Here is a 13,769-nt window from a genome sequence, read left to right as displayed (position 1 = left end):
GCCCGCGCCCGCTATCGGCGCTGGACCGAGCGATGGATGATCTGATGGATGTCGAGCCGTTTCAGGCCATAGAATTAAGCAAGTTGGCCTATCGCCTGGGCGCGGAGGGGCGATCGGTTCTCCATATGGAGTTTGGCCAGCCCTCGACGGGTGCGCCGCAGGCCGCGCTGGACGCTGCGCGCGACGCGCTTGGCATCGATCCGATGGGCTATTGGGAGAGTCCTGCGCTGCAGGCGCGGCTCGTCCAGCTCTATAGGGAGCGGTACGGCATGGTAGCCGAGCCGGACCAGTTCCTGCTCACCTGCGGCGCCTCGCCGGCATTGGTCCTTGGGCTGAGCACCCGTTTCAAGGCGGGCGACCGGATCGCCATGGCGCGGCCGGGCTATGTGGCCTATCGCAACACCGTGCGCGCGCTCAACATGGCGCCGGTCGAGATCGAATGCGGCGAACAGACGCGCTTCCAGTTGACGGCGCGTGCGCTGGCAGCGCTCAATCCCGCTCCGCAGGGCGTGATCGTCGCCAGCCCGGCCAACCCCACCGGAACGATCATCGCGCCTGCCGAACTGGAGGCGATTGCGCGGCTGTGCGCAGAGCGCGGCATCGCGATCATCTCGGACGAAATCTACCATGGCCTGAGCTATGGCGCGCCTTGCCGCTCGATGGGAGAATTCGCAGCCGACGCGATGATCGTCAGCAGCTTTTCCAAATATTACTGCATGCCCGGCTGGCGGCTCGGCTGGCTCTACGTGCCGCGCGCCATGGTCGAGCGGGCACGCGCCTATATGGGCAGCCTGTTCCTGACCGCGCCATCGATCAGCCAGCATGCCGCTTTGGCGGCGCTGGACTGCACGTCAGAGCTGGAAGCGCATCGGGCCACTTATGCCCGTAACCGGGAGATTCTGCTGGACGCCTTGCCAGCCCTTGGTCTGCGACGCATCGCGCCGCCGGATGGCGCCTTCTACATCTATGCGGATGTCAGCGAATTGACGGATGATAGCCCTGCGTTCTGCAAGAAGCTGCTCCTTGAGACCGGGCTCGCCACGGGACCGGGGGTCGACCACGATCCGGTCAATGGCCATCGGTTCATCCGGCTGAGCTTTGCGATCACGGAAGCCGAAGTGCAAGAGGCAGTGCGGCGCCTTTCGGCGTGGTTGCCCGACCAGCGACGGCTGTAACGATCACGTCGCGGGGGGCAACCATATTTTAGAGCGACGGATGCAGCGCAATCGACGTCGTGCTTGCGTTGAAGTTAACTATAGTTATCGGCTTAACACGGCCGGTTATGACCCCGCTCCAGACCGAGGGCGATAATTTTCACACGACAAATCAGCTGCATGGCTCCGATCTGCATGCGCGCCATCTCGACAAGGCCGGGCTTTTTTGTTGCGCTGCCGCTCAGCTAACGTTAATATTCCTCCTGAAGATGACGGCTCCGCCCGATGGGCGTTCGTTGCCTTCGACAAGGGCAAACTGTCGGTAACGGCGGGACGCAAAGCCTCCGGCCCCAATGGGGTAGCGGGGCTACCGGGGGATGAAACAGAGCATTTTCGGATATCGTGTGTAGCCTGCTGTGAGAAGGTCATGGGGTTCGTTTGAACCTCAGGCTGCGCTCCCTGTCGTCGCGCTTCGATCCCTGTCTCAAATCCCGTTGAACCGCACCTGCATGGCGGTTTGCCCTTCACATCATCTGGGCGGTGGGCCCACACGAGGGGATTTCGTAATGCAGGGCAAGGCAATCAAAACGCGCGGCGCCGTTCGGCAGGCTCTCAAGGCCGGTCTGTTCAGCAGCGTCGGCATTGCGGGGATGTTGGCAGGCGCATCTGCCGCCCACGCCGAGCCTGGCATTTGCCAGACTGAGGGTAATGTGACCCTGTTTTTCTGCGAACCCTCGTCGGTTAAGGCTCGTATTGAAGGAGGCGATACCAGCCTCACTGTGAACGGCGCACAGGACGAGTGGAGTATCACGGGCGATGGCGTCAGCTATTATACGTGGGACAATACAGTCTCTGGCGACATTACGTCGACGCTGCTCATCACCAATTCCACGATCAGCACCACTGATAATGGCGGCGTAAACGTCAGTTCCAATATCCAGGGTCGGAACGACATTTCGGTCACCTTGGGCCCGGACGTCACGGTTGACAGCGTGGGTGGCAACGGTGGCATCTGGGTTCGCAACCAGATCGCGGGCGACATCGTGATCGAGAATGGCGCCGCGCTGACGGTCTCAGGCGTGGAAACCAATGGCATCTCTGCCACCACCAACGCAGGATCGGTGAACATCACCAATAGCGGGGCCATCACGGTCCAGCAAACCAACGGGGCCGCAGACTTCACCCAGCGGGGAATCTACGCCGACGGCGGTTTCAACGATGCCGAGCCGGTCGAGGTGACCGTGACGAACACTGGCCGGGTGGAGGCTCAGGCGGCGGGTATCCGCGTCGTCAATTACAACGGTTTGGCGAAAATCACGAACAACGCCTACGTGTCTTCGGTGAACAATCAGGCGCTGGTCGGCTGGACGCCGAACGGCGAAGTGGTGATCGACAATCAGGAGCAGGGTGAGGCTATCTCGGCCAACGGCCCGGCGATTCAGGGCGCCTCGCAGATCGGCAATATCACCATCACCAACGCAGGCATTGCGGAGGGCACCACCGGCATTCTCGCCGTCGCCGGCTTCGACGAGGATGCGCCCGGCTCTGGTAAAATCACCATCACCAACAGCGGCATTGTCACCGGCAGAACCGGAAGCGCAGTTCAGGCGCGCACGCCGCTTGGCGATGTGGTCATCAGCAACACCGGCACGCTGCAATCGCTGAGCGGGATCGCGGCTGTCGATGCAGACACACTTAGCGGCATGGTCCAGATCACCAATTCCGGGTCGATCCTGGGTGAAACCGGTATCGTCACCAACAGCGCGGCGACCACGATCATCAACGCCGGTACCATCGAGGCCTCGCCTTCCTTCGGCCACGCCATTCTGATGGGCGCCGGCGACGTGACGCTGGAGTTGCATGCCGGCTTCAACATCATCGGCCTCGTCGCGGATGCGGATATCGCGAGCGGCACCAATACCCTGGCGCTGGGCGGCGCCATCAATGCGTCATTCGACGCCGGATTGGTCGGCACGCAATATTATGATTTCGATGAGTTCGTGAAGGTAGGGACCGGCACCTGGACGCTCACGGGGACAGGGACGACCGGCTGGACGGTCCGCGAAGGGACGCTGAACGCTGCCAGCAGCGACGCATTCGGTGTGGGTCAGGCCTATGTCGTTGAAGGGGGCGTGCTGGGCGTGGGGGGCTCCACCTATCAGGCGACCCTGGGCTCGCTCACTGTCGGAGAAGCGGGCCTTGTCTCCACCGATGGCGGCGTGCTCGTGCTCGACCAGAGCAGCGACACCGTCTTCGCCGGCACGTTGGTCGGCCAGGGCAGGTTCGTCAAGGCGGGCGAAGGTGCGCTCGCTTTCACCGGCAATGGCGCTCTCTTCAACGGTGCGCTGGATGTCACCGGCGGCGCCTTTGACCTCACGGGCGGCTTCAGCGCCAGCACGGTGACCGTGGGCGGCGCGGAGCTGGCTTCGCTCAATATCAAGGCGGTGGGGCAGCTCAACTCTGTCTCTGCGGCCATTGGCATGAATGGCACCGCGGGGAGCGTTACCGTTGATGGCGGCGCGAGCTGGATCAACTCAAGCCTCATCGAGATCAGCCGCAATCCCAATTCCTCCGGGTCGCTGACCATCACAAATGGCGGCTCGGTCGAAACTGTGAATGGCAGCATTTATATGGGCGCGGGCGGCTCGGTCAGCATCAGTGGTCAGGGTTCGGCGCTCCGTGTCGGTACGCTGCATTCCGAACTGCCGGCCGACTGGGTTTCGGCCGATGGCTGGTTCAGTGCGGATGAGGGCAGCATCTCGGTGACCGACGGTGGTTTGCTGGAGGCTGACGGCAGCTATATCGGCGGAAACGGGTCCGGCACGGCGACGATGATCGTCGACGGTGCCGACACGGTGTGGCGCAACGGCCTCAGCCTGTACATCGGCGGCACCGGCAACGACACCGTTGGCCAGGGCAATGTGACGGTGTCCGGCGGTGCAGAAGTCACGTCCTACACCAGCGCGCTTGGCGTCGACACCGGCTCGAGCGGAACGCTGACGCTGACCGGCGAAGGCACGACCTACAGTGTTCTCGCCCGTAACGGCTACGCCGGCAACATGCGGGTCGGCTACAGCGGCACGGGCACCGCCACGGTTTCCAACGGCGCCCTGCTGTCGGCAGCCGCCCTGATCGATGTGGCGAGCCAGGAGGGCAGCAGCGGTACGCTGACCATCGAGGCGGGCGGCCGCGTCACCGGCGAATCCCTGCGAATCGGTGGGGCTCAGTCCGCTGTCGGCAGCGTCAGCGTCGATGGAGCAGGCTCCACGCTTGAGATCGGCAGCGGTCGCATCGGTATCGGCATCTCTGGCGAGGGCACGCTCATGGTCAGCAATGGCGCCTCGGCGAGTTCGCAAGGTGCGATCATTGGCTGGGAGTCGACCGGTCAGGGCACGGCCATCGTGAGCGGCGCGGGCAGCATTTGGACCAATGACGGTATTCTCTACGTCGGCAATGTCGGCGAAGGAACGCTCAACGTCGCGCAGGGCGGCCGGATCACCAGCACGGATGGCTATGTGGGCACGGTCAGCGGCTCGAGAGGCGCTGTGAACATCAGCGGTGCCAACTCGGTCTGGGACATGAGCGGGCTATTCATTGCCGGCAACGAGGCGGGCGCACAGTCGACGATTTCGATCTCTAATGGCGGCACATTGCGCGCGGTGCAGGGCACGCTCGGCAATCTCACGGGATCGCAGGCGAGCATGATCGTGACCGGCGCCGGCTCGACCTGGAGCGCCTATAACGATGGCCTGACGAACTGGGCGGGTTACATCAATGTCGGCCTGTTCGGCAGCGGCACGCTGGAGGTTTCGGACGGCGGCAAGGTGGAGGCGGTGCGCGTCTACATCGGCAATGATGTCGCCTCGAGCGGCAGCGTGACGGTAAGCGGCGCATCTTCGGCGATCCGGACGGAGGAAGGCCTCTATATCGGTGCCGAGGGAGCCGGCGTCCTGACACTGGCCGATGGCGCAGAACTCAGCGCCGAGGTGATCAAGATCGGCAATCGCGCCGGCTCCACCGGCACGCTGAACATCGGCGCGGCGGCAGGCAGTGCGGCCCAGGCGGCCGGTATGATCGATGCCGTCAATGGCATTCAGTTCGGTGCCGGGGCCGGCAAGCTGGTCCTGAACCACAGCGGGACCGATTATGCACTTGCCGCCAGCCTGTCGGGGAATGGCGTGGTCGATGTTCTTGCGGGCACGACGGTGCTAACCGGCGATGGCAGCGCCTATACCGGCGCGTTGAACGTGAATAGCGGCAAGCTGGTGCTGGCCAACGTGATGAATGCCAGCTCGACCGCGATCGCGGCTGATGGCACCCTGCAGATCGGTAACGGCGGAACGGCCGGCACGCTGGCTGGCGACGTCCACACCAACGGCACGCTGGTGTTCAACAGCAGCGATGTGTCCAGCTATGGCGGCAGCATTACCGGGCACGGCACGATCGTGAACGCCGGGTCGGGCCGGTTGGTACTGGCCGGCGATAGCAGCACGTTCGCTGGCCAGACGAAGGTTGATGCCGGGACGCTGCTGCTCACGGGCAAGCTCAATGGTGCCGTGACCGTCAACGCCAATGGCACGTTGCAGGTTGGCGATGGCGTCCGCAATGGCGAGCTGACCGCCAGCACGACCAACGACGGCACGCTGATCTTTAATCAGGTTGCAGACTATGATTACACGGGCGCTCTTTCGGGCAACGGCAGCCTGATCAAGCAGGGTGAAGGCACTTTGCTGCTCTCGGGCGATTATGGCTATACCGGATCGACCGTGGTGCAGGCGGGCCGGGTGCGGCTGTTGGCGCAGCTCGACAGCGCGACCGATCTGGTCGTGGACGATGGCGAGTTTGACCTCAGCGGCACCGACCAGACCGTGGCGGGCCTCAGCGGCGGGGGCGGGACGGTGAGCCTGGGCACGAGCACGCTGACCGTCAACCAGAGCAGCAACACGCTGTTCGGCGGCAGCTTCAGCGGCAGCGGGACGATTGCGCTGAACGGTCCGTCCAGCGCGCCCGTCAGCATCAACCTGACCGGCGAGAGCTTTGGCTCGTTCACCGGTGCGCTCAACCTTGAGGGCATCGTGACGCGGGTGAACGGCTCGATGGGCGGCACGATCACGGTCGGCAGCGATGCGGCCCTGGGCGGTCGCGGGCAGGTGAACAATATCGTGGTCGGCAATGGCGGCACGCTGCTGCCGGGCAACTCGATCGGCACGCTCACCGCAGCGGGCAATGTCGTGTTCCAGGCAGGCTCGACCTATGAGGTGGAGGTCAATGCCGAGGGCGAAAGCGACAAGCTGATCGTCGGCGGGACGGCGACCATTCAGGGTGGCACGGTTTCGGTGCTGGCGGCTGCAGGCAATTATCGCTTCAGCAATGAGTACACGATCATCACGGCCGCGGGCGGGGTGACCGGGCAGTTTGCGGCCACCGATGTCGATCTGCCGTTCCTGACGCCGGAGCTGAGCTATGACGCCAATAATGTCAGGCTGGTGCTGACGCGCAACAATCGCAGCTTCGAGAGCGTGGCGGTGACACCCAACCAATTGGCCGTGGCGCTTGCGCTGGATGCGAGTGACGACAATGCCAGCCTGTCCCGCGCGGTAGCCGGGCAGCTTGAGGAAGCCGGCGCCGTCCGGGCGTTCGATGCGCTCTCGGGCGAGCTGTGGGCGACCACGGGCACGCTGATGGTGGACGGCACCCGCCGGCTTGGCGACATGGTGATCGGCCGCATGGAGCAGGCCGATGTCGTCAGCCGCACGCTGGCCGGTGCCGGGTCCTCGGCCCGCACGCTGCGTGATGGCAGCACGGCGGTCTGGGGCCAGGGCATTGGCGCGTGGAGCACCCTCAAGAGCAATGGCAATGCGATCAAGGCGACGCAGAGCACCTTCGGCTTCATCACTGGTGTCGATACGGGCCTTGGTGGCTGGCGTCTGGGCGTGGCCTTCGCGCATGAGCAGAACAAGGTGCGGGTCGACGGGCGCAGCAGCGAGGCGACCGTCAACGGCAACAGCGCGCTGGTCTATGCCGGCGGGGGCTGGGGCGCCCTGCGCGCCCGGATCGGTGCCTCCTATAGCTGGCTCGACGTGAACGGGACGCGCAAGGTGGCGTTCCTGGGCGTCAACGATGCGCTGGCGGGCGATTATGATGCCAAGAGCGCCTCTGCCTTCGGTGAGGTGAGCTATGCTCTCCCGCTGGGCGCGGTGACCGCCGAGCCCTTTGCCGGCGTGACCCATGTCCATCTCAAGAGCGATGCCTTCACCGAGACGGGCAGTGCCCTGACCGCGCTGGGCGTCACGGACAGCACCCGCGATGTGACCTACACCACCTTGGGTCTGCGTCTGGGCGGGGCGGTACCGGTCAGCGCCACCACGGTGCTCAGCCCGCGCGTCTCGGCGGCGTGGCTGCGCAGCTTCGGCGATGTCGATGCGACCAGCCGCAACATCCTCTCGACCGGTGAGGCCTTCTCGGTCGCGGGCCTGCCCACGACACGCGACACCCTGCGGCTCGAGGGCGGCGTTCAGGCCAACATCATGCCCGGCGGCTCCATCGGCGCCACTTACGTGGGCAACATCGGCGACCAGTGGAAGGACCACGGCGTCAAGATCGGCTTTAGCTACAGCTTCTGATCTCAGGCGGACGCTCCGGGAGGCGCGGCTGCGGCTGCGCCTCTCTTGACCGAATTCCACACAGCAGTCTCGCGACGACCGAGGCAGCCCCCCTCAAACGACACGAACAGAGGCCAATAAATGGCCGTAAGGATATTGAGAATGCAGGGTTTTTATAACAAGTTTGACCGCGTTGAAGCTCAGCCGCTTGCTGACATTCGTCTTATGTCCTTCAAATCTGTTTTGCGCTGTTCGGTGGCCGCGACGTTCCTTGCCGCGGTGGGAGCTATGCCCGCCTACGCCGCGGATGGCACCGGTGGTGCGGGGGGCGATAACAGCTTCACGAGCGTTGGCGGGAGCGCTAGCACCACCTTCACGGGCGGTGACGGGACGGATGGCGTTGGCACAGATCCCAGCTATCTCTCCGGCGGCGCTGGCGGCGGCAGTGGCATCACAGGGGGCAATGGCGGTGCCGGTGCTGGTCCCAACCCCGGCTTCGCCGGGACGGGAGGGGCTGCGCCCGGTGAGGCGGGATCGGATGGCTCCGATGGCGGGGCCAACAGTTCAGGCGGCGGCGGTGGCGGCGGCGCGCATGGCTTTGTCGGACTCATCACAGATTTGCCGACATCGGGAACGCTCACCGGCGGCAATGGCGGTAATGGCGGCCTTGCTGGAATTGCCGGATATGGCGGCGGCGGTGGCGGCGGCGGCTTCGGCGCGGTCGTCACCGGTCTTAACGACTCCTACGACGCAATCACCGTCAGTGCCACCGGCGGCGCGGGCGGCGCCTATGGCTGGGCTGGCGTCGGCGGCAATGGTGGCAGCGGTCTGGTTATCGATCAGCCGGCCGGCAATACGGCCCTCAGCATTACGGACAGCATATTGACCGGCGGCGCGGGCGGCGGGAGCCGCGAAGGTCAGTCCTTTGGCGGCAATGGCGGCTCTGCCCTTGTGCTCACCGGCGGTACCGGGAGCAGCACTGTTTCGATCTCCGGGGGTAGCATCACGGGCGGTGATGCCCAAGGCGGCAACTTCGGCGGGGCCGGGGGCTTTGGCATCCTGATTGAGAACATGAGCGGCCTTACCACCCTCACGATCGACACAGCGGTGACAGGCGGCGCCGGTGGGGCCGGGATGTTCACCAACGGTGCGGGCGGCGCAGGCATTCAAGGCGAGAACCTTGCTCTTTCCATCGGGACTGGCGGTTCCGTATCCGGCGGCCTTGGTGGCAATGGCGAGCGGGCCGCGGCCCTGAATTTCACGGGCGGTACCAACAGGCTGACACTCGCCAGCGGCGCCACGCTGAACGGTGGTATCGTCGTTGCGACCAGTGCCACGAAACTCGAATTCGCCCAGTCTGAGAATTACACGCTCTCCAGTGCGATTTCAGGCTCGGGCTCTGTGATCAAGACCGGCAGCGGAGCGTTGACCCTCACGGGCGACAATAGCGCTTTTGCTGGCAACATGATGCTCACCGGCGGCGAGACGGTCATTGATGGCAGTACGACGAGCGGGAACATCGTCTTCCTGGGCGGGCTCGACGGGGCGTCGCTGACCGTGGTGAATGGCGGCACCTTCAACGCCCCCAACATCATCGTCAGCAACAGCACCAATTCGGCGATGCCGGGCATGGAAGATGAGAGCGGTTCGCTGCTCGTCACGGGAACGGGATCGACGGTCACGACCGAATTCCTGACGGTCGGCTATTATGGCGACGGCAGCGTGGCGATCGAGAATGGCGGTACCGTCGTGGTCAACACCTCCACGTCCGTCGGTGCGGTCGAGGGCAGTGTCGGCTCCATCACCGTTTCGGGTGAAAATAGCCATCTGCAGAGCGGCTCCCTGCAGTTCGGCGGGAGTGGCCAAGGCACGCTCATCCTGTCCGGAGGCGCGACGATGCAATCCACCAGCGGGAGTTTCGGCGTAAATGCCGGATCGCTCGGCACCGGCACCCTCAGCGGCGTGGGAACGCGCTGGGACATCGGTGCAAGCGGCTTGGGGATCGGCACCAGCGGCGAGGGCATCCTCACCGTGACGGATGGCGCGACGATTGCCGCCTCCGGCAGCGATGCAGATGTGAGACTTGGCGCAAGCGCCAACGGCAACGGTCAGATGACAGTCTCAGGCAGCGGGTCCAGCGTAACGACTGACCGGAACATGACTATCGGCAGCTATGGATCAGGCACGGCCACCGTGACGGACGAGGCGCTGCTGGGCGGTGACAAGCTGATTGTCGGCTTCGTGGATGGCAGCCAGGGCACTTTGAACATCAGCGGTGAAGGCACGCTCGCGCGGGGCACGTCTTACGTCATGGTCGGCACATATACCGGGAGCAGCGGCGTTGTCACCGTCTCCGATGGCGCGACCCTCAAGTCTGACGGCAATCGCGGCATCACGCTGGCTTATGAAGTCGGCTCGACGGGCACGCTGAACATTGGCGCGGCGGCAGGCAGTGCGGCCCAGGCGGCCGGTATGATCGATGCCGTCAATGGCATTCAGTTCGGTGCAGGGGCGGGCAAGCTGGTTCTGAACCACACCGGCACGGATTATGTGCTGGCTGCAGGCCTGTCGGGCAGCGGCGTGGTCGATGTGCTTGCCGGTACGACGATCCTGTCTGGTGACAGCAGCAATTATTCTGGCTCGTTAAATGTGGACAGCGGCCTGCTGGTGCTGGCCAACACGACGAGTGCCGCAAGCACGATTATAGGGCAGGACGGCACGCTGCAGATCGGCAATGGCGGCACCAGTGGCTCCCTCAACGGCGATCTTGTGAACAACGGCTTGCTGGTGTTCGATCGCTCGGACGCGCTTCATCACAACCGGGTCATTTCCGGCACGGGCGATCTGACCGTGGCGGGCGGGGTGATCACCTTGAGCGGGATGAATACCTTCACGGGCGCCACGACGATTGATGCCGGTGCCACACTGGCCCTCTCCAATCAGGGCCGGGTGAACCAATCGAGTTCCGTAACGGTCAATGGTACCTTCGACCTGACCAGTGCAGCCAGCGCACAGATCAAGGATCTTGGCGGCAGCGGAACGGTGATCGTCGGTGATGCGGGGTTGATGCTGGCCAATGCCTCGCAGGTCTTTTCCGGACGGATCACCGGAACGGGCGGTTTGAACGTGTCTGCCGGCACGCTCACCCTGACCAACGCCAGCGATTTCGAAGGCGGTCTGGGGATCAGCAACGGCGCCACGGTCAACCTCGGCAATGGCGGCACGACCGGCTCGATCACTGCCAATGTCACCAATTACGGCACTCTGCTGTTCGACCGTGCGGACGATGTGAGCTATCTCGGCCAGATTTCCGGCCAGGGCACGGTGATCAAGACCGGCGATAATAGAGTGATCTTCGGCGGCTCAATGAGCGGCGTCCAGCTTGACGTGCAGCAGGGTACGGCCCTGTTTGTTGGGACGATCAGCAACAATGTCAATGTCGCCGAACAGGGCGAGCTGGTGTTCGCCAACCCCGCGACCACGAGCTACAAGGGCAGGCTGAGCGGCACGGGCACCGTGCTGAAAACGGGCGCGGGCACGATCACCTTCTCAGGTGACAGCAGTGGTTTTGCAGGCGAGGCGACCATTGATGGCGGCACGGTGCTGCTGACGGGCAAGCTGGGCGGCACTTTGCTGATCGACACCGCAGGCACGTTGCAGGTGGGCAATGGCTTGAAGAATGGCGATTTGCTGGCCGATGCCACCAACAATGGCACCCTGATCTTCAATCAGATTGGCGACTATGACTATACCGGCGCGCTGTCCGGCAATGGTGGCCTGATCAAGCAGGGTGAGGGGACGCTGCTGCTCTCGGGCGATTATGGCTATACCGGATCGACCGTGGTGCAGGCGGGCCGGGTGCGGCTGTTGGCGCAGCTCGACAGCGCGACCGATCTGGTCGTGGACGATGGCGAGTTTGACCTCAGCGGCACCGACCAGACCGTGGCGGGCCTCAGCGGCGGGGGCGGGACGGTGAGCCTGGGCACGAGCACGCTGACCGTCAACCAGAGCAGCAACACGCTGTTCGGCGGCAGCTTCAGCGGCAGCGGGACGATTGCGCTGAACGGTCCGTCCAGCGCGCCCGTCAGCATCAACCTGACCGGCGAGAGCTTTGGCTCGTTCACCGGTGCGCTCAACCTTGAGGGCATCGTGACGCGGGTGAACGGCTCGATGGGCGGCACGATCACGGTCGGCAGCGATGCGGCCCTGGGCGGTCGCGGGCAGGTGAACAATATCGTGGTCGGCAATGGCGGCACGCTGCTGCCGGGCAACTCGATCGGCACGCTCACCGCAGCGGGCAATGTCGTGTTCCAGGCAGGCTCGACCTATGAGGTGGAGGTCAATGCCGAGGGCGAAAGCGACAAGCTGATCGTCGGCGGGACGGCGACCATTCAGGGTGGCACGGTTTCGGTGCTGGCGGCTGCAGGCAATTATCGCTTCAGCAATGAGTACACGATCATCACGGCCGCGGGCGGGGTGACCGGGCAGTTTGCGGCCACCGATGTCGATCTGCCGTTCCTGACGCCGGAGCTGAGCTATGACGCCAATAATGTCAGGCTGGTGCTGACGCGCAACAATCGCAGCTTCGAGAGCGTGGCGGTGACACCCAACCAATTGGCCGTGGCGCTTGCGCTGGATGCGAGTGACGACAATGCCAGCCTGTCCCGCGCGGTAGCCGGGCAGCTTGAGGAAGCCGGCGCCGTCCGGGCGTTCGATGCGCTCTCGGGCGAGCTGTGGGCGACCACGGGCACGCTGATGGTGGACGGCACCCGCCGGCTTGGCGACATGGTGATCGGCCGCATGGAGCAGGCCGATGTCGTCAGCCGCACGCTGGCCGGTGCCGGGTCCTCGGCCCGCACGCTGCGTGATGGCAGCACGGCGGTCTGGGGCCAGGGCATTGGCGCGTGGAGCACCCTCAAGAGCAATGGCAATGCGATCAAGGCGACGCAGAGCACCTTCGGCTTCATCACTGGTGTCGATACGGGCCTTGGTGGCTGGCGTCTGGGCGTGGCCTTCGCGCATGAGCAGAACAAGGTGCGGGTCGACGGGCGCAGCAGCGAGGCGACCGTCAACGGCAACAGCGCGCTGGTCTATGCCGGCGGGGGCTGGGGCGCCCTGCGCGCCCGGATCGGTGCCTCCTATAGCTGGCTCGACGTGAACGGGACGCGCAAGGTGGCGTTCCTGGGCGTCAACGATGCGCTGGCGGGCGATTATGATGCCAAGAGCGCCTCTGCCTTCGGTGAGGTGAGCTATGCTCTCCCGCTGGGCGCGGTGACCGCCGAGCCCTTTGCCGGCGTGACCCATGTCCATCTCAAGAGCGATGCCTTCACCGAGACGGGCAGTGCCCTGACCGCGCTGGGCGTCACGGACAGCACCCGCGATGTGACCTACACCACCCTGGGTCTGCGTCTGGGCGGGGCAGTGCCGGTCAGCGCCACCACGGTGCTCAGCCCGCGCGTCTCGGCCGCCTGGCTGCGCAGCTTCGGCGATGTCGATGCGACCAGCCGCAACATCCTCTCGACTGGCGAGGCCTTCTCGGTCGCGGGCCTCCCCACGACGCGCGATACCCTGCGTCTCGAGGGCGGCGTTCAGGCCAACATCATGCCGGGCGGCTCCATCGGCGCCACCTACGTGGGCAACATCGGCGACCAGTGGAAGGACCACGGCGTCAAGATCGGCTTTAGCTACAGCTTCTGATCTCAGACGCGTCTAAGCTGAAAACGAAAGGGGCGCGGAATGACCGCGCCCCTTTTTTCGTGCCTCTCATTCGAAGGTGGTAGCCAGCTCGCGCCCGCGACCCCGTTCAGAATGCCATATTGGGCTGTTCGTCCTGACCCACGCCGCGCGGGGCGCGCGTGTCCGCCTGTTCTGGGGAAAGCTCGGCGAGCGTGCTTTTGGCGCGCGCGATATAGGGATCGAGCTTGCCTTCATCGTAGAGCTTCTTGCCGAAATAACCAATCGCCGCGCCGGCGAGCAAAGTTTTCATCATGTGCGGTCTCCTTGATCGCTAGCA

Annotated in this window: 4 protein-coding genes and 1 riboswitch; of the genes, 3 read left to right on the top strand and 1 reads right to left on the bottom strand. The window is 64.5% G+C overall.

Annotated elements, in window-relative coordinates:
• The first annotated feature begins 32 nt into the window (after positions 1 to 32).
• The 3 genes from M2331_RS09945 (at position 33) to M2331_RS09935 (ending at position 13,453) form a co-directional block, all read left to right on the top strand.
• The gene (locus M2331_RS09945) at positions 33 to 1,175 is read left to right on the top strand and encodes a pyridoxal phosphate-dependent aminotransferase (protein ID WP_181560137.1); all 1,143 of its coding nucleotides are present in this window, start codon (positions 33 to 35) and stop codon (positions 1,173 to 1,175) included.
• Between the two features lie 279 nt (positions 1,176 to 1,454).
• Positions 1,455 to 1,529: riboswitch (cyclic di-GMP riboswitch) on the top strand.
• A gap of 191 nt (positions 1,530 to 1,720) precedes the next feature.
• Positions 1,721 to 7,777, top strand: a complete 6,057-nt coding sequence (locus tag M2331_RS09940; protein ID WP_181560136.1) for an autotransporter domain-containing protein — start codon at positions 1,721 to 1,723, stop codon at positions 7,775 to 7,777.
• A gap of 267 nt (positions 7,778 to 8,044) precedes the next feature.
• Positions 8,045 to 13,453, top strand: coding sequence for an autotransporter domain-containing protein (locus M2331_RS09935; protein WP_181560135.1), 5,409 nt, complete (start codon positions 8,045 to 8,047; stop codon positions 13,451 to 13,453).
• A 106-nt stretch (positions 13,454 to 13,559) separates the two neighbouring features.
• On the opposite strand, the gene M2331_RS09930 is transcribed toward M2331_RS09935, so the two are convergent.
• Positions 13,560 to 13,745 carry a hypothetical protein gene (locus M2331_RS09930; protein ID WP_181560134.1) on the bottom strand — a complete coding sequence of 62 codons (186 nt, stop codon included), beginning with the start codon at positions 13,743 to 13,745 and terminating at the stop codon, positions 13,560 to 13,562.
• Positions 13,746 to 13,769 lie beyond the last annotated feature (24 nt).

Source organism: Sphingobium sp. B10D7B (assembly GCF_025961955.1).
GTDB lineage: Bacteria > Pseudomonadota > Alphaproteobacteria > Sphingomonadales > Sphingomonadaceae > Sphingobium.
Note: the sequence above shows the minus strand (reverse complement) of the source record. Positions and strands in the feature narration are given on the sequence as shown.